Consider the following 17,254-nt stretch of genomic DNA (forward strand, 5'->3'; position numbering starts at 1 on the left):
AGCAGTCAGTGTGGCCAAAAGGCGCGCAGCGCGGTATACGCCCGATTACCCACGCGCCTCCGTAGCGCTACGGAGGCGGCCGGGCGATGCCTCAGTCGAGCAGCGTGGCGTACTGGCGGATCAGCTGCGCCAGCGAGTCGGCCTCGAGCTTGGCGAAGACATTGGCGCGGTAGGTTTCGACGGTGCGCGGCGACAGGTCGAATTCGCGCGCGATCTCCTTGTTGCTCAGGCCTTGCACGATGCGCTCGAAGACCTCGTGTTCGCGCGTGGACAGGCGCGCCAGGCGTTCGGCGGCGGCCTGCGTCACGGCCAGCCGTTCGCGGCTGGCGATGTGGCCGCGCACGGCGGTCTGCACGGCGTCCAGGAAAATGTCGTCGTCCACCGGCTTCTGCAGGAATTCCATGGCGCCGCCCTTGAAGGCGCGACGGCACAGGTCGACGTTGGCGTGGCCGGTCAGCATCACCACCGGCAGGTCGGAGGCCTCGGCCAGGCGCGCCAGCACATCGAGTCCGCTGATGCCGGGCATGCGGATGTCGAGCACCACGCAGCCGATGGTCTGCGGCGCCAGCTGCGCCAGGAATTGCTGCGGATCGCCGTAGCCGGCGCTGCGCAGGCCGACGCTGCGCAGCAGCAGCGCCAGCGCGTCGCGCACGGCGTCGTCGTCGTCCACCAGGTAGACCAGCGGCGATTGGTCGGGCAGGTTCATGCGGGGCCTCCGGCCAGGGGCAGGGTCAGGCTGAAGCAGGCGCCCGAGGGCTGCCGGTTGCGCGCGGCCAGGCGGCCGTCCATCGCGCCGGCCAGCGTTTCGCACAGCGCCAGCCCCAGGCCCATGCCCTGCGCGCGGGTGGTGTAGAACGGCGTGAACAGCCGGGGCAGCGCATCGGCGGCGATGCCCGGTCCGTTGTCGCTGACGCTGAAGACGTAGGTGGCGCCGTCGGCGCGGCCTTCGAGCGTGATCTGGCGCGGCCCCGGGGCATCGGCCAGCGCGTCGGCCGCGTTCTGCACCAGGTTGTGCAGGATCTGTTCAAGCGCGACCCGCTCGGCCAGGGGCCGCGCCTGCGGGCTGGCGTTGTGCCAATGCAGGCGGATGCCCTGGCGCGCCAGTTCGGGTTCGCGCAGGAAACGCAGCGAGGCCGCCAGCGCGTCGGCGTCCAGCGCCTCGCGTCGGCCGGGCGCGCTGGGCTGCACCAGCGCCCGCATGCGGCTGATGATGTCGGCGGCGCGCTTGGCCTGTTCGGCGCTGGCCAGCAGGGCGCGGCGCACGCTGGGGCGTTCTTCCTCGTCGTCCAGCAGGCGTTGCGCGGCGCGGGTCTGGGCCAGGATCGCGGTCAGCGGCTGGTTCAGTTCGTGGGCGATGCCGGCGGCCATTTCGCCCAGCGTGCTCAGCCGCGCCATGGATGCCAGCCGCGCCTGTTCCTGCTGGCGCCGCGCCTCGGCGCGCGAGCGCCGCATGGCGGTGACGCCGGCCACCAGCAGCGCGCTGGTCAGGCCCCACAGTCCCCAGGGCAGCCAGGGCCAGGAGGCGGGCGTGAGGGTGCGGGTGCTGTGCAGCGCGAACGGCTGGCTGGCCGCGCCCAGCGGCTTGGCGAGCGTCAGCGGCCAGCCGGGGCCGGCCGGGTCCGGCTGCCGTTGCAGCAGGGGCAGCGGCTGCTGGCCGATGGCGAGGGTCAGGTTGGCCAGGCTGGCGGGGAAGTCGGCGGCGGGCACGAGTTCGCGGGCGTCCACCAGCAGGCTCCAGCTGGACGGCGCCACCAGCCAGTAGCGGGCGGCATCCAGCGGCAGTGTCACGGGGCGGCCCAGCGTGCGGGCCTGCTCGACCGCGGCGCGCAGACCGGGCGGTTCGGCCGTGCTGCCGGCCCAGGCGCCGTCGGGCAGGTAGCCGAGCGCCTGCAACTGCGGCATGGCCGGCCGCAGGCTGGGGAACAGCCGTTCGGGCGCGGGCGGGTGCGACAGCGCGGACAGCGTCGCCAATACGGCTTCGTGCTGCACGGTCTTCTGGCTCAGCATGCGCTGCGCCACGCTGGTGTCCTGGAAGAAGCGTTCGTACTGGTCGACGTAGTGCTGGCGCCCGATCCAGAGGGCGCCCAGGCAGAACAGGACCAGCCAGGCGAGGAAGGCGCGGTGGCGCAGCGGGGGATTCACGCTGGAATTATGCCCCGTGGCCGATCCGGCGCGGAATCCGTAGGGCTACGGAGGCGTCGCGGCTCACGCCGCCAGGCGGCCGTCGTGGCCGGGCGCGGCCTGGGCGGCGGCCGACAGCGCCATCTGATGCAGGGCGGCCACCAGGTCCGACTGGGTGACCAGGCCGGCCAGCACGCGGCCTTCGCCCAGCACCGGCACGCAGTGCAGGCTGTCGGACATGGGTCGAGCCAGCTCGATCGCGGGCAGGTCGGGCGTGGCGAACGGCACCTCGGAACGCATGCAGTCGGCCACCAGCAGGTCGGCCGGCGCGCCGCCCGCGACCGCGACCTGGGCCGGACGGCCGCGGCGGGCCAGCGCGTCGGCCTGCGCCAGCATGCCGGCGTAGTGCCCGGCGGAATCGAGCACCGGCAGCCATTGCAGGCGGTGCTTGTCGAACAGGCGCACGGCGTAGTCCAGCGGATCCTGTTGCTGCACCACGACCACGTCGCGCGACATGATGTCGGCGCAGCGCACGTCGCCGAAGCGCCGCCGGCTGGCGCGCAGCTCGGCGGCCAGCACGATGTCCTCGAGGTCTTCCTTGCTGATGTCGAGCAGCTCGCCGCGCTGCGCCAGGGCCTCGTCCAGGTCGGCGCGCGAGAAGCCCAGACGGGCGCTGGGCGCCGGGTCGCGGGTCTGGTGGCCGGGCGCGGGCTCGACGTGGCGGCGCGGATAGTTGCGCCTGAGCAGGCCGTTGAAGACCACGGCGATGCCCAGCAGGATGGCGGAATTCAAGGCCACCGGCCACAGCACGAAGCCATAGCCCAGCGCCGCGACCTGCGGCCCGCCCAGCACCGCGGTCAGCGCCACCGCGCCGCTGGGCGGATGCAGGCAGCGCAGCGAGAACATGGCGGCGATGGCCAGCGCCGCCGCCGTGGCCGCGGCCACGCCGGGATCGGCTATCGCCTGCGCGCAGAACACGCCGATCAGGGCCGACACCAGGTTGCCCGCCATGATCGACCAGGGTTGCGCCAGCGGGCTGGCCGGCGCGGCGAACAGCAGCACGGCGGACGCGCCCATCGGCGCGATGAACCAGGGGTTGGCGTTGCCCAGGGCGTGGTGGCCGACCCATTCGGTGCAGAACAGCCCGACCAGCGCGCCCAATGCGCCATAGAGCTTTTCGCGCAGATTGACGCCGACCGGCGCCGGCGCGAACGCACCGAGCCAGCGCTTGATAGCCACAGCCAAAACCTTTACCTCGCCGCTTCAGATATATCGGGGGACGACAATTTATCACGCGGCGCGCCGGCCGGCGGCATGAGCTTATGCCGCCGGGTCATGAGGGGCGGGCGGAATCAGCGCTCGGCGTCGTCGCCGATGCGGGCCAGCAGGCGGGTCAGCAACGGCCGCATGGCGCGCAGTTCTTCGAGGTGCGAGGCCGACAGGCTGGCCAGGATGCGCTCGGCCTTGTCCGTCAGCACCACCTCGACGCGGCGGCCGTCTTCGGGATCGGGTTCGCGGCTGACCAGGTCGAGTCGTTCGAGGCGATTGACCAGTTCGGCGGCGGTGTGCGGACGCACCAGCAGGCGTTCGGCGATCTCGCCGACATACAGGCCGCGGCGGCCGGGCGCGCCGGGCCGGCTGCCCTTGATGGCCAGCAACGCCTGGTGCTGCTGCGGCATCAAGTCGAGGCCGGCCGCGGCGTTTTCGCTGAAGGCGGCGAACTTGCGCAGCGCGTAGCGGAAATCGGCCAGCAGTTCGTAGTCGGTGGCGGACGGCAGGTCGGGGGCAGGGGAACGTTTCACCCGGCCGATTCTAATATATGTCGTGATACGATATATTTGATTTTTCGCAAACAGCGGCCGATCACCGTCCCCGTGGACGCGGCGGCCGCGCGTTCCGTTTCCCTCTCCTCATCTCGAACCATGCCTCCCGTTTCCTCTTCCGTGCGCGCCTTGCGGCTGGGCGACTTCACCACCGACAAGCGTGTCGTGCTGCTGATGGCGCTGGCCGTGCCGACCGGCCTGGCCAGCGTGGCCGCCGCCTGGGCCCTGCTGCGCCTGATCGCGCTGTGCACCAACCTGGCCTACCACGGCCTGTTCTCGTTCGCCGACCTGCCCATCACCAGCGGCCGCCTGGGGCCGGCGTCGGTGGCCATTCCCGTCATCGGCTGCCTTATCATCGGCCTGATGGCGCGCTACGGCTCGGAGAAGATCCGCGGCCACGGCATTCCGGAAGCGATGGAAGCCATCCTGATCGGCAAGAGCCGCATCGCGCCCAAGGTGGCGGTGCTCAAGCCGGTGTCGTCGGCCATCTCGATCGGCACTGGCGGTCCCTTCGGCGCGGAAGGCCCGATCATCATGACCGGCGGCGCCATCGGCTCGCTGCTGGCGCAGACCATCCACCTGAACGACGGCGAGCGCAAGACGCTGCTGGTGGCCGGCGCGGCCGCGGGCATGACGGCGATCTTCGCCACGCCCCTGGCGGCGGTGCTGCTGGCGGTGGAACTGCTGCTGTTCGAGTGGAAGCCGCGCAGCTTCCTGCCGGTCGCCACCGCGGCGCTGGTGGCGGCCGTGGCGCGCGCCTTCGCGCTCGATGACGGGCCGGTCTTCAGCTATGCCGGCATGATGGCATTCACCCCGTGGCACCTGGTGGCCTGCGCCGCCGTGGGCGTGCTGGCGGGGCTGGGCTCCGGCGTGCTGACGGCGCTGGTCTACGCGGCCGAGGATCTGTTCGAGAAACTGCCGCTGCACTGGATGTGGTGGCCGGCGCTGGGCGGCCTGGCCATCGGCATCGGCGGCCTGATCGATCCGGCCGCGCTGGGCGTGGGCTACGACAACATCCGCCATCTGCTGGCGGGCGACCTGGCCTTGCAGGCGGTGTTGCTGCTGTTGGTGGTCAAGGTGGCCATCTGGTCGATCGCGCTGGGCTCGGGCACCTCGGGCGGGGTGCTGGCGCCTTTGCTGATCTTCGGCGGCGCGCTCGGCGCGCTGGCCACGCCGCTGCTGCCGCAGGCCGCGCCGGGTTTCTGGGCGCTGGTGGGCATGGCGGCGATGATGGGCGGCACCATGCGGGCGCCGTTGACGGCGACGTTGTTCGCGGTCGAGCTGACTGGCAACCTGGGGGCCTTGCTGCCGGTGCTGGCGGCCTGCGTGTTCGCCTACGGCGTGACGGTGCTGCTGCTGCGCCGCTCGATCCTGACCGAAAAGATCGCGCGCCGCGGCCACCACATCAGCCGCGAATACCGGGTCGATCCGTTCGACCTGCTGCGCGCCAGCCAGGTGATGACCACGCCGGTGCAGACGCTGCCCGACAGCCTGACGGTGGCGCAGGCGATCGCGCATTTCACCACCGCGCAGCCGGTCCACACCAGTTACCCCGTGGTCGATGAGGCCGGCGTGGCGGTGGGCGAGGTGACGCGCGCAGACAGCCTGGCCTGGGCGCTGGAACCGGCGCTGCATGAACAGACCCTGGCGCAGGCGCTGCAGGGGCGCGAGCTGGTCCATGGCTTTCCGGAGGAACTGGCCAGCCAGATCGCCGACCGCATGGCGCTGTCCGGCGCCGGCCGCGTGCCGATCCTGGACCGCGACAGCGGCCGGGTGCTGGGCATCGTCGGCCGCAAGGACCTGTTCCGCAGCCGCGCCCGGCGCCTGCGCGAGGAAGCCGAGCGCGCGTCGTTCCTGCGGCGGGCGTCGTCCGGGGCAGGCTGAATCCCGGGGCCGCGCCGGCGGCCGAGGCGCCGGCCGGCCAGGATCGGTTGGCAGGGAAAGGCACCCCGCGCGGCCCGGTCGCCAGGCTAGGCGCGATCGTCGGCCGCGCGCAATTGCCAGAGGGCGTCGAGCACGTGCTGGGTGGCGCGCTCGACCTGTCCGTCGCGATGGGCGATGCCCAGCGGCCGCCACAGCGCCGGACGCAGCGGCCGCATGGCGATGCGCGGGTCGGCCTGCGGCGCGGTGGCCTCGTGCGGCAGCAGCGTGGCGCCGTAGCCGGCGGCGACCAGGCTCTTGATGGCGTCGTTGTAGTTCAGCTGGATGCGCGGCCGCGGCTGCAGGCCGGCGGCGGCGAACCATTCGCCGGTCTGGCGCGACAGCCGGGTGCTGGCGTCGTTCAGGATCAGCGGCCGGTCGCCCAGCCACGCGGGCGTGACGCGGGCCGGCGGGTTCCAGGCGGCGGGCAGGAAGGCCATGATGGGATCGCGCCGCCAGGGCCGCAGCACCAGGCCCGGCACGGGCGGCTGCGGCAGCGCCACCAGGCCCACGTCGAGCGCGCCGTCGCCCAGTTGCTGCAGGGTTTCCTGCGACGTCAGCACGGCCACCTGGACGTCGATGCCGGGGTGTTCGCGGCCCAGCGCTTCCAGCGCCTGCGGCAGCAGGTGGGCGATGGCGCCGGTCGACGCCCCCAGCCGCACCCGGCCGGCCAGGCCCTGCACCTGCCGCTGTACGTCGTCGAGCGCCTGGTCGGCCTCGGCCAGGATGCGGCGCGCGCGCTCCAACAGGGTGTCGCCGATGGGCGTGGGCCGGACCTGGCCGCGCTTGCGCGTCAGCAGCGGCGCGCCGACGCGCGCCTCCAGGTCGGCCACGTGCAGGCTGACGGTGGGCGGCGCCAGGTGCAGGGCGCGGGCGGCGTCGGCGAAAGAGCCGAGGTCGGCGATGGCGACCAGGGTGCGAAGCCGGTCGAGGTTGATTTCACGCATGGCGGTTTCGTTCAGGAATTTTGAATCTCGTCGTCATGATATTCGACTTTTCGTATGCGGAGCGTTGGGCAATGATGGACACCCGGATCCACTTTCGACCCCATCCGCCGGCGCCGCGCCGGCTTTTTCGCAAGGCCACGCACATGACTCATCCCCTAGTATTCATCGACGGCGACCAGGGCACCACCGGTCTGCAGATCCACGAACGGCTGCGCGGCCGCGCCGACCTGCGCCTGCTCACGCTGGCCGAGGGCGACCGCAAGGATCCGCGGCGGCGCGCCGAGGCCATCAACGCCAGCGACATCGCCATCCTGTGCCTGCCCGACGAGCCGGCGCGCCAGGCGGTGGCGTCCATCGTCAATCCGGAGGTACGGGTGATCGACGCCAGTTCGGCGCACCGCACCACCGCGGGCTGGGTCTACGGCTTTCCGGAAATGGCGGCAGGGCAGGCCGAGCGCATCGCCCAGGCCAAGCGCGTCAGCAACCCGGGCTGCTATCCCACGGGCGCCATCGCCTTGCTGCGGCCGCTGGTGCAGGCCGGCCTGGTGCCGGCCGACTATCCGCTCAGCGTGCACGCCGTGTCCGGCTATTCGGGCGGCGGCCGCGCCAGCGTCGATGCCTATGAAGGGCCGGGCGCCACCGGCGGGCTGGCCTTCCAGGTCTACGGCCTGGGCCTGGCGCACAAGCACACCCCGGAAATCGAGGGCCACGCCGGCCTGACCCAGCGGCCCGTGTTCGTGCCGTCGTATGGCGCGTTCCGCCAGGGCATCGTGCTGACCGTGCCGCTGCAGCTGCGGCTGCTGCCCGCCGGCGTCAGCGCCGCGCAACTGCAGCAATGCCTGGCCCGCCACTATGCCGGCGCCCGCCACGTGCAGGTGGTGGCGGCGCAGGACGCGGCGGCGCAGACGTTCCTGGATCCGCAGGCGCTCAACGGCACCAATGACCTGCGGCTGGCCGTGCATGGCAACGCGGAACACGGCCAGGTGCTGCTGAGCGCGGTGTTCGACAACCTCGGCAAGGGCGCGTCGGGCGCGGCGGTGCAGAACCTGGACCTGATGCTGCAAGCGCTGGCCCTGGCCGAGGCCTGAATCGCCAGCGGTTTGTCAGGTGATTTCTGCTCAACTGGGCGGGCGCTGCCGTTCCGGTCGCGCCTGCCCGGAATCCCTTGCCTGGAATCCTCATGAGCCTGGAAATCCTGCATCGCACGCCGCTTTGGGTATGGGCGCTGTTCGCGCTGTTGCTGTATCGCGGCATCCGCGCGCTGCGGCCGCGCCAGCTGTCGGTGTCGCGCACCTTCCTGTTGCCGGTGCTGTTCCTGGTCTGGGTGCTGGTGTCGATCCACGGCGAAGTGACCGACCTGCGCGCCGCCTACGAGGCGTTCGCCGCCGGCATGGTGGCGGGCGGCGTGCTGGGCTGGATGCTGTGGTCGCGGGCCGGCCGCGCCACCTATCACCCGCAGACGCGCATGATCGAGCGGCCGGGGTCGCCGATCACGCTGGTCCTGCTGGTGCTGGCCTTCGCGTCCAAGTTCGTGCTGATGACCATGTTGGCGCGCGATCACGGGCTGGCCGCCGACGCCGCGTTCTCGGCGGCATTCGGCGGCGTGTCCGGGCTGATCGACGGCATGTTCTGGGGCGGCACGCTGTCGCAGGTGTGGCACCTGCGGCATCTGGCGCTGCCGCCGCTGGCGCGGCGCTGACAGCGCGGGCGCCCGCCGAACGCGTTGTCCGGCGGGACCGGCCGTGATGCTTGCGCGTAGCGGCTACCGCCGCATCACCACTTCATTTCACCCTTGGCGACCTTGGCGCTGATCTCCAGCGAGGCGGCCGCGCCGGCCTGCGGGTAGCGGGCGCGCATGGCCTGGATCAGCGCGGCGCTGTCCGGGGCCCGGGCGGCCTCGGTCTCGAAGGCGCGCAGGTAGCCCTGGGTGTAGTGCACCGATTCCAGGGTCAGCGGCGCGCCCGGCGCGTAGTGGCCGGGCACCACCGTAGCCGGCTTCAGGGCGTCGATGCGGGCGAGCGTGGCCAGCCAGTCGGCGCGCGATTGCGGCGACTGCGTGTCGGCGGTCCAGACGTGCAGGTTGCCGAACACCACCACGCCGCCGACCACGGCCTTGCGCGAGGGGATCCAGACAAAGGTGCGGTCGGGCTGCGGGCCATCCAGGCCGGTGATCTTCAGGGCCTGGCCTTCGAGCGTCAGCGTGTCGCCCTGCAGCACTTGCGGCACGACGGCCTTGCGCGGCGCGTCGGCGCCCAGCTTGGGCCCCCAGAACGCCAGCTTGGCGTCGACCGTCTCCTGGATGTGGCGCACGGTGGGCGCGGTGGCCACGACCTTGGCGTCGGGGAACGCCGCCAGGATGGTATCCAGGCCGAAGTAGAAATCGGGATCGCCGTGGCTGATGTAGATGGTGGTCAAGCGCTTGCCGCTGGCGCGCACCAGCGCCACGACCTGTTCGGCCTGGGACTTGCCGAACTGCGCGTCGACCAGGATGGCGTCGCGTTCGCCGCTGACCAGCACCGAGGCGACCTGGAAGATGGCGTCGTTGCCGGGGTTGTAGGGGGTGAGGGTCAGCTCGGCGGACAGGGCTGGCGTGGCGGCCAGCGCCAGGGCGAGGGCGGGAATCAGGCGGCGCAGGGCGGGCAGGGTGGGCATGGCGGTTTCCTGGAAAGAGGGAGTGACGGCAGTCTAGTTGCGTCATCCGGCCAGATAAACCCGATCCCGTGCGTGAGTCTGTTGCTTGCTTCGATCAAATCAAGGCGCCCGCCGCCGTGCCGCCCGCATCGCGGTCCGCCAGGGTGTCCACCACCAGCGTGCGCAGCCAGCGCGTGCCGGGATCGCTCTCGAAGCGCGGATGCCAGTGCACCGTGACGCTCAGGGGCGGCAGCGTCAGCGGCAGCGGCCGGATCTCGAAGGCGTTGTCGCGGTTGAACCAGACCGCCGCGCGGTGCGGCAGGGTGACGGTCAGGTCGGTGCGCCGCACGATCTCGGCGGCGGCCGAGAAATGCGGCAGCGTCAGGTAGGGCTGGCGGTGCAGGCCGGCCTCGCCGAGCACGTCGTCCAGCAGCCGGTGGGCGCTGGCGCGCGAGGCCACCAGGATATGGTCGAGCCGCTTGAACTGGCCGCGCGTCAATCCCGCCGACAGCACCGGATGGCCGCGCCGGCCCATGCAGGCATAGCGCTCGCTGAACAGGTCGGCGTGGCGCGTGTGGCGGCCCAGGCCGGCCAGGTTGCCGATCGCCAGGTCGATGTCGCCGTCCTTGAGCGCCTGCGCCAGCTGCTCCAGCGGCACCTCCACCACCTCGACCTGCAGGCGCGGCGCCAGCGCGTGCACGCGTTCCATCAGGCTGGGCAGGAACACCATCTCGCCGATATCCGACATCGACAGTCGGAACCGCCGCGTGCTGCTGGCCGGCTCGAAATGCTGCCGCAGGCTGACCGCCTCGGCAAAGCTGTTCATGCCGCGCTCGATCGGGCCGGCCAGCGCGAAGGCCACCGGCGTGGGCCGCATGCCCGAGGGCGTGCGCACGAACAGCGGGTCGTCGAATTTCTCGCGCAGCCGGGCCAGGGCATAGCTGACCGCGGGCTGCGTCAGCTGCAGCCGCTGCGCCGCGCGGGTGACGCTGCGTTCATGCAGCACGGTCAGGAAAACCCGCATGAGATTCAAGTCGAAGTCCACGCCCGCCCTTGTTATTAGTCTGGTTTATGCAATGAATAATACCCATAAATTTGACACATAAATAGTTGATTCCTAGACTAATTTTCACGAGCCGTGGCAGTGACCAGGCGGCCGCCGACAACAAGGGGAAGAGCACGTCATGCATGCATTGACTTTGCCGTCGCTGTTGCGCGACCAGGCCGCACGCCAGGGGACGCGGCCGTGGATCCAGGCGCCGGGCGGCGCGCTGCGTTACGCCGAGGCGCCCGAGCACGCGGCCCGCTGGGCGGCGCTGCTGGCTCGGGCCGGCGTGGCCCGCGGCGACCGCGTCGGCCTGATGGCGGGCAACCGCATCGAGTTCATGTCGCTGGTGCTGGGCTGCGGCTGGCTGGGCGCGGTGGTGGTGCCGATCAACACCGCGTCGCGCGGCATGCAGCTGCAGCACATCCTGGCCAACAGCGGTTGCGTGCTGCTGGTGGCGGATCGGGCCTCCTGTCCCGCGCTGGCCGGCCTCGACGCCGCCGGCCTGGCCCTGCGCCAGATCTGGCTGCTGGACGATGGCGCAGACGGCACGGCCGCCGCCGCGTCCGGCCTGCCGGCCCCCGCCGCCGCGCTGCCGCCCTTGCCGGATGCGCTCGCGCCCGAGGCCGACCTCGGCCCCGGCGATACGCTGGCGATTCTCTACACCTCCGGCACCTCGGGCCTGTCCAAGGGCGTGTGCTGCCCGCATGCGCAGTTCCACTGGTGGGGCGTCATCGCGGCCCGCAACCTGGAGATCGGCGCCGACGACGTGCTCTACACCAGCCTGCCGCTGTTCCATACCAACGCGCTGAACGCCTGCTTCCAGGCGCTGGCGACCGGCGCCTCGATCGTCTGCGACGAGCGCTTTTCGGTCAGCCGCTATTTCGAGCGGCTGGCGGCCACCGGCGCCACCGTCACCTATCTGCTGGGCGCAATGGTGCCGATGCTGCTGGCGCGCGAAACGTCGGCGGCCGAGCGCGGCCATCGCACCCGCATCGCGCTGGCGCCGGGCGTGCCCGAACGTTTCCATGGCGTGTTCACCGAGCGCACCGGCATCGCGCTGCTGGAAGGCTACGGCTCCACCGAAACCAACTTCGCGCTCGGCGGCACGCTGGCCGAGCAGCGCCCCGGCAGCATGGGCCGCGCCGCGCCCGAATTCGACGCCATCGTCGCCGACGCCGATGACGCGCCGCTGCCGGACGGCGAGGCCGGCGAGCTGCTGTTGCGGGCGCGGCCGCCGTTCGCCATCGCCACCGGCTACTTCGGCATGGCCGACAAGACGGTCGAGGCCTGGCGCAACCTGTGGTTCCACACCGGGGACCGCGTGGTGCGCGACGCCGACGGCTACTTCCGCTTCCTGGACCGCATGAAGGACGCGATCCGCCGGCGCGGCGAGAACATTTCGTCGTACGAGGTCGAGCAGGTACTGCTGGCGCATCCGTCGGTGGCCGTGGCGGCGGTCTACGCCGTGCGCTCGGAGCTGGCCGAGGACGAGGTCATGGCGGCGCTGGTCTGCAAGCCGGGCTGCGCGCTCACGCCCGAGGCCCTGCTGGACTTCTGCCAGCCGCGCATGCCGTATTTCGCCGTGCCGCGCTATCTGCGCGTGCTGGATGACCTGCCGCGCACCGAGAACGGCAAGGTCCGCAAGTTCCGGTTGCGCGATGAGGGCGTGACGGGTGACACCTGGGATCGCGACGCCGCCGGCTACCGCGTGGCGCGCTGAATCCCGTCCATATAAAACAAGGGGCAAGAACATGACGTTGGCATACCAGGGCGCGGCGCAGAGCGCCGAGGAGCAGGCCCGCAGGAAGCGCACGCGGCGGGTGGTGATGGCGTCCGTCGCCGGCAACGCGATGGAGTGGTACGACTTTTTCATCTACGGCACGGCGGCGGCGCTGGTGTTCGGCGAGCTGTTCTTTCCCAAGGGCACCGATCCGCTGCTGGGCACCATGGGCGCCTTCGCCGGCTTTGCCGTGGGCTTTCTGGCGCGGCCGCTGGGCGGCGTGATCTTTGGCCACATCGGCGACCGCTACGGCCGCAAGCTGGCGCTGGAATGGACGCTGGGCATCATGGGCGCGGCCACCTTCCTGATCGGGCTGCTGCCGACCTACGAACAGATCGGCATCTGGGCGCCGGTGGCGATGGTGGTGCTGCGCATCCTGCAGGGCGCGGCGGCTGGCGGCGAATGGGGCGGCGGCGTGCTGCTCATCAGCGAGGCGGTGGGCGGCAAGCGCCGCGGCTATTTCTCGTCGTTCAGCCAGTTGGGCGTGGCGGGCGGCTTCGTGCTGTCGTCGGGCGTCTTCATGCTGGCGCAGCAATTGCCGCAGGAGACCTTCATGAGCTGGGGCTGGCGACTGCCGTTCCTCTTGAGCGTGCTGATCTTCGGCATCGGCCTGTACATCCGCAAGCACATCCCGGAAAGCGACGAGTTCGTGCAGGCCAAGAAGACCGCCAAGCGCGGCATGCCGGCGGTGGAAGTGTTCCGCCGCTATCCGCGCCAGGTGTTCACGGCCATGGGGCTGCGGGTGGCGGAGAACGGCGGCTCGTACATCTTCCTGGCGTTCGCGCTGGCCTACGGCAAGTTCCTGGACATTCCCAATGACGTGATGCTGGGCGGGGTGCTGGCGTCGATGTTCATCGAACTGGGCACGCTGGTGTGGTTCGGCCACCTGTCGGACAGGATCGGCCGGCGCGCCGTCTACCTGATCGGCTCGGCCGGCTTGATGCTGGCGGCGTTTCCGTTCTTCTGGCTGGTGCAGACCAAGGAGCCGGTGTGGATCTTCCTGGCGTTCTTCCTGGGCAATACGGTCTGCCACGCGGCCATGATCGGCACCCAGCCGGCGTATTTCGCCGAGCTGTTCCCGGCCGAGGTGCGCTACACCGGCCTGGCGCTGGGCCACGAGCTGGCCTCGGTGTTCGCCGGCGGCCTGTCGCCGCTGATCGCCATGGCGCTGCTGCGCAAGTATGAATCGGCCACGCCGGTGGCGTGGTTCCTGGTGGGGATGGCCGCCATCACGGTCATCACCTTGCTGCTGACGCGCGAGCCGCCGCGGCAGGAATCGGCATGAGCGGCGGTCCCGGCATCGTCGGCGTGGGCGAGACACCCGCGCTGCGCCATCCCGAGCCCGGCTGCGACACGGCCACCCTGATCGCGCGGGCGGTGCGGCTGGCGCTGGACGACGCCGGGTTGCGGCCCGCGGACGTCGACGGCCTGGGGCTGGCCTCGTTCACGCTGCGCCCCGATCGCGCCATCGACATGGCGTGGCGGCTGGGGCTGACGCTGGACTGGTGCATGCAGGACGAGATGGGCGGCGCCAGCGCCATCAACCTGCTGCGCCACGCCTGGCTGGCGCTGCGGGCCGGGCAGGCGCGCACCATCGTGCTGGTGGCGGGAGACCATTTCGCCGGCGCCGATTTCGCCGCGCTGGTGGGACGCTACAACCGCAGCGCGCAGGATTACCTGAGCCCGCTGGGCTGCGTCGGGCCGAATCCCTTGTTCGCCATGCTGACGCAGCGGCAGATGGCGCGGACCGGCCTGCGGCGCGAGGACTATGGCGCGCTGTGCGTGGCGCAGCGCGCCTGGGCCGGCGCCAATCCCAACGCCGCCTACCGCCAGCCGCTGACGCTGGCGCAATACCTGGAGGCGCCGATGGTGGCCGAGCCGCTGGGCCGGCTCGATTGCGTGCCGGTGGTCAGCGGCGCCTGCGCGCTGGTGCTGCAGGCGCGGCCGCAAGGCGTGCACGTCACGCTGCGGGCCAGCGGCGCGCGCTACAACGCCGACCAGCAGGAGGGCGACGGCCTGGTGACCGGCATCGCCGGGTTCGCGCCCGCGCTGTGGGCCGAGGCCGGCCTCGGGCCGCAAGACATGGACGTGGTCGGCGTGTACGACGATTACCCGGCGATGGCGGTGGCGCAACTGTGCAACCTGGGCCTGGCGCCGGCGGACGACCTGGCGGGCTTCATCGCGCGCCGCATCGCCACGCGCGAACTGCCCGTCAACACCGCGGGCGGACAATTGTCGGCGGGGCAGGCGGGCACGGCGGGCGGCATGCACGGACTGGCGGAAGTGGCGCGCCAGTTGCTGGGCCGCGCCGGCGCGCGCCAGGTGGCGAGGGCCCGCCATGGCGTGGCGACCGGCTACGGCATGGTGCAGCTGCGCTACGGCATGTGCGCCAACGCCGCGGTGCTGGCCAGGGAGGACGCATGAGTTTCAACGTGATGGAATGCGCGCAGTGCGGGCACCGGGTCTATCCGGCGCGGCTCTGGTGTCCGGCCTGCGGCCATGACCGGGCCGTCGAGGTGGCGTTGGAGGAGGCCGAGCTGCTGGCTTGGACCCGGGTGCCCGGCAAGGCGGGCGACGGTGACAGCGTCTTCGCCACCGTCAATGCGCTGCCGCGCGGGCCGTTGCTGGTGGTGCGCCTGCCCGGGGCGCCGCAGGCGGCGGGACAGCGCCTGCGATTGTTCGCGCGAGCGGCGCAAGGGGCGGCGTTGCCCTGGGCGCAAGCGCTGCCCGGCGACGACGCGGCCAACGGCGAGGCTTGAGCGCAGCGGCCGCGGCTGGCGCGCACCGGCCTGGCCCTTCAGCGCTGCGCGCCGTCCGCCCGGATCGATTCCAGCCGCTGCGCCAGCGTGGCGCTGGACAGTTCGCCGACCCGCACGTCCATCAACCGGCCCTGGGCATCCAGGAACAGGGTCGCGGGCAAGCCGCGGTTGCTCATCTGGCGCGAGGCGTCGCCGGCCGGATCGAGCAGGGCATTGGCGAGCGAGGGCGCGTGCTCGTCCAGGTATTGGCGGACGGTGGCCGCCGCTTCGCCCTGGTTGAGAAAGACGAAATGGATGTCGGGGTTGGCCGCCTGCGCCTGCTCGAATGCCGGCATCTCGCGGCGGCACGGCGGGCACCAGCTGGCCCACAGGTTCACCACCATCGGCTTGCCGTGGAAAGCGTCCAGGGTGGCGGGCGCGCCATCCAGCTGTTGCAGCGACAGGGCCGCCAACTGTGGCTGCGGCTGCGCCGATGGCGCCAGCAGACGGCCGCCGCCGAGCCAGACCGCCGCGCCCAGCGCCATCGCGACCAGCACGGCGCGGCGCGGGGCGCGGTCGCGCAGCACGGCATAGGCGCCATACAGCAGCGCCGCGGCCAGTCCGGCCAGGCCGGTCCAGCCGCCGTCGCGCAGGTCCAGGATCCTGAGCGGATTCTGCAGGAAGTGATCGCGGTATTGCCAGACGAAGGCCAGTCGGGCCACCAGCAGGGCCAGCAACAGGCAACGCCACAAGACGCGGCTGGCGTCCTCGGCGCGCGCGCCGGCCAGCAGGCGGCCGGCGATCAGGCCGATGACGACGGCGGCGACCAGCAGCGCGAGCTCGATCGGAAACACCAGGGGGCCAAGACGGAGGGCGGGGCTCATGCGGCGCGCTCCCGGCGCGCGGCCGCGCCGAGGCGGCCGATGCTGCGAAATTCCATGGCGTGATGCGAGTAGGGGGAAGGCCCAAGCCTAGCATGCGGTTGCGATATGCTCGGGTCTCCCTCATTGCCGTCGTGTGCCCGAGATGAAATCGTTGCCTTCTCTGTTGCCTCTGATCCAGGCGCCGATGGTCGGCTCCTTCAGTCCGCTGGCGATCGCCGCCTGCCGAGCCGGCGCTCTCGGGTCGCTGGCCTGTGCCGCGCTGGGCCCGGACGCGCTGCGTGAACAGATTGCCGCGATCCGCGCCGAAACCGATGCGCCGTTCAACCTGAATTTCTTCAGCCACACGCCGCCCGCGCCGGACGAGGCGGCCCAGGCCCGCTGGCGCGAGACGCTGGCGCCGTACTACCGCGAGGCCGGGCTGGACCTGTCGGCCGCCGGCAGCGGCCCGGGCCGCGCGCCGTTCGACGACGCCATGTGCCAGGTCGTCGAGGAACTGCGGCCGGCGGTGGTCAGCTTCCATTTCGGGCTGCCCGACGAGGCGCTGCTGGAGCGGGTGCGCCGCGCCGGCGCCCTGGTGCTGTCGTCCGCCACCACGGTCGAGGAGGCGCGCTGGCTCGACGCCCGCGGCGTGGACGCCATCATCGCCCAGGGCGTGGAGGCCGGCGGCCATCGCGGCATGTTCCTGACCGATGACATCGGCGCCCAGCCGGGCCTGTACGCCTTGCTGCCGCAGGTGGTGGACGCGGTGGGCGTGCCGGTGATCGCGGCCGGCGGCATCGCCGACGGGCGCGGGATTGCCGCGGCCTTCGCGCTGGGCGCGGCGGCGGCGCAGCTGGGCACCGCCTATCTGCTGACGCCGCAGGCCGGCCGCTCGGCCATTCACCGGCAGGCGGTGCGGGCGGCGCGCGACGACGCCACGCGCCTGACCAACCTGTACACGGGCCGCCCGGCGCGCGGGCTGCTGACGCGATTCATGCGCGAACAGGGGCCGATGAGCCCGGTGGCGCCCGCGTTTCCACTGGCGACCGGGGCCGTCGACCCGCTGCGGGCGGCGGTGGAAAAGACCGGCAGCGGCGACTTTTCGCTGCTGTGGTCGGGTGAGGCCGCCGCGCTGGCGCGCGAGACCGACGCCGAGGCGCTGACCCGCCAGCTGTGGGACGACGCGCTCGACTGCGCCGCCGGCCTGCGCGCGGGCATGGCGGCGCGGGCCGGCTAGGCCCTCACGGCCTCTGTCCGGGTTGGCCGAGGTCCTGGCGGGCCGCGCCAAGGGCGTTGGCTCGGCCGGGGCAGGGCAGCCCGGCCCCCGGCGGGATCTTGTCGTGCGCTATCGCTTGGCCCTATATATGGCCAAGATGAAACACA

Annotated in this window: 16 protein-coding genes; 8 read left to right on the forward strand and 8 right to left on the reverse strand. The window is 71.8% G+C overall.

Annotation, left to right across the window (positions count from 1 at the left end; all coding sequences use genetic code 11):
- Positions 1-91: 91 nt before the first annotated feature.
- From AOZ53_RS12565 to AOZ53_RS12580, 4 genes are all read right to left on the reverse strand, one after another.
- A complete protein-coding gene (locus tag AOZ53_RS12565; protein WP_054430533.1) occupies positions 92-706 on the reverse strand; it encodes a response regulator transcription factor in 615 nt (204 codons plus the stop codon).
- A complete protein-coding gene (locus tag AOZ53_RS12570) occupies positions 703-2,142 on the reverse strand; it encodes a sensor histidine kinase (protein WP_054488015.1) in 1,440 nt (479 codons plus the stop codon). The genes AOZ53_RS12565 and AOZ53_RS12570 overlap by 4 nt, the downstream gene beginning before the upstream one ends.
- Positions 2,143-2,205: 63 nt before the next feature.
- Positions 2,206-3,366 carry an HPP family protein gene (locus AOZ53_RS12575; protein ID WP_054488017.1) on the reverse strand — a complete coding sequence of 387 codons (1,161 nt, stop codon included), beginning with the start codon at positions 3,364-3,366 and terminating at the stop codon, positions 2,206-2,208.
- 107 nt (positions 3,367-3,473) lie between these two features.
- Complete coding sequence (locus tag AOZ53_RS12580) at positions 3,474-3,923, reverse strand: MarR family winged helix-turn-helix transcriptional regulator (RefSeq protein ID WP_054430530.1); 450 nt, start codon at positions 3,921-3,923, stop codon at positions 3,474-3,476.
- A 120-nt stretch (positions 3,924-4,043) separates the two neighbouring features.
- On the opposite strand from AOZ53_RS12580, the gene AOZ53_RS12585 reads away from it, so the two are divergent.
- Positions 4,044-5,828, forward strand: coding sequence for a chloride channel protein (locus tag AOZ53_RS12585; RefSeq protein WP_054488019.1), 1,785 nt, complete (start codon positions 4,044-4,046; stop codon positions 5,826-5,828).
- Between the two features lie 86 nt (positions 5,829-5,914).
- Here the strand turns inward: AOZ53_RS12585 and AOZ53_RS12590 are convergent, their stop codons facing one another.
- Positions 5,915-6,811, reverse strand: a complete 897-nt coding sequence (locus tag AOZ53_RS12590; RefSeq protein WP_054430528.1) for a LysR family transcriptional regulator — start codon at positions 6,809-6,811, stop codon at positions 5,915-5,917.
- A 143-nt stretch (positions 6,812-6,954) separates the two neighbouring features.
- Between AOZ53_RS12590 and argC the strand changes: the two genes are divergently transcribed.
- Both argC and AOZ53_RS12600 read left to right on the forward strand, forming a co-directional pair.
- Positions 6,955-7,899, forward strand: a complete 945-nt coding sequence (argC, locus tag AOZ53_RS12595; protein ID WP_054488113.1) for an N-acetyl-gamma-glutamyl-phosphate reductase — start codon at positions 6,955-6,957, stop codon at positions 7,897-7,899.
- Between the two features lie 92 nt (positions 7,900-7,991).
- Complete coding sequence (locus AOZ53_RS12600) at positions 7,992-8,510, forward strand: DUF6622 family protein (protein WP_054488021.1); 519 nt, start codon at positions 7,992-7,994, stop codon at positions 8,508-8,510.
- A 74-nt stretch (positions 8,511-8,584) separates the two neighbouring features.
- On the opposite strand, the gene AOZ53_RS12605 is transcribed toward AOZ53_RS12600, so the two are convergent.
- Both AOZ53_RS12605 and AOZ53_RS12610 read right to left on the reverse strand, forming a co-directional pair.
- Positions 8,585-9,463, reverse strand: a complete 879-nt coding sequence (locus tag AOZ53_RS12605) for an MBL fold metallo-hydrolase (protein ID WP_054488023.1) — start codon at positions 9,461-9,463, stop codon at positions 8,585-8,587.
- A 94-nt stretch (positions 9,464-9,557) separates the two neighbouring features.
- The gene (locus AOZ53_RS12610) at positions 9,558-10,487 is read right to left on the reverse strand and encodes a LysR family transcriptional regulator (RefSeq protein WP_116520960.1); all 930 of its coding nucleotides are present in this window, start codon (positions 10,485-10,487) and stop codon (positions 9,558-9,560) included.
- Positions 10,488-10,626: 139 nt separating this feature from the next.
- On the opposite strand from AOZ53_RS12610, the gene AOZ53_RS12615 reads away from it, so the two are divergent.
- The 4 genes from AOZ53_RS12615 to AOZ53_RS12630 are packed head-to-tail and all read left to right on the forward strand — an operon-like array spanning position 10,627 to position 15,029.
- Positions 10,627-12,210: an ATP-dependent acyl-CoA ligase gene (locus AOZ53_RS12615; RefSeq protein ID WP_054430524.1), complete on the forward strand. Its 1,584-nt coding sequence runs from the start codon at positions 10,627-10,629 to the stop codon at positions 12,208-12,210.
- Between the two features lie 31 nt (positions 12,211-12,241).
- Positions 12,242-13,555 (forward strand): MFS transporter, encoded by a 1,314-nt coding sequence (locus tag AOZ53_RS12620; protein WP_054488025.1) that lies wholly within the window; start codon positions 12,242-12,244, stop codon positions 13,553-13,555.
- Positions 13,552-14,694: a thiolase family protein gene (locus AOZ53_RS12625; RefSeq protein ID WP_054430522.1), complete on the forward strand. Its 1,143-nt coding sequence runs from the start codon at positions 13,552-13,554 to the stop codon at positions 14,692-14,694. Before AOZ53_RS12620 ends, AOZ53_RS12625 begins: the two co-directional genes overlap by 4 nt.
- Complete coding sequence (locus AOZ53_RS12630) at positions 14,691-15,029, forward strand: zinc ribbon domain-containing protein (RefSeq protein WP_054430521.1); 339 nt, start codon at positions 14,691-14,693, stop codon at positions 15,027-15,029. The genes AOZ53_RS12625 and AOZ53_RS12630 overlap by 4 nt, the downstream gene beginning before the upstream one ends.
- Positions 15,030-15,067: 38 nt before the next feature.
- On the opposite strand, the gene AOZ53_RS12635 is transcribed toward AOZ53_RS12630, so the two are convergent.
- Positions 15,068-15,892 (reverse strand): TlpA family protein disulfide reductase, encoded by an 825-nt coding sequence (locus AOZ53_RS12635; RefSeq protein WP_054488027.1) that lies wholly within the window; start codon positions 15,890-15,892, stop codon positions 15,068-15,070.
- Between the two features lie 142 nt (positions 15,893-16,034).
- On the opposite strand from AOZ53_RS12635, the gene AOZ53_RS12640 reads away from it, so the two are divergent.
- Positions 16,035-17,108 (forward strand): NAD(P)H-dependent flavin oxidoreductase, encoded by a 1,074-nt coding sequence (locus AOZ53_RS12640; RefSeq protein ID WP_054488029.1) that lies wholly within the window; start codon positions 16,035-16,037, stop codon positions 17,106-17,108.
- Positions 17,109-17,254: the final 146 nt, after the last annotated feature.

The sequence above is a fragment of the Achromobacter sp. 2789STDY5608621 genome (genome assembly GCF_001299375.1).
Lineage (GTDB): Bacteria > Pseudomonadota > Gammaproteobacteria > Burkholderiales > Burkholderiaceae_B > Achromobacter > Achromobacter insuavis.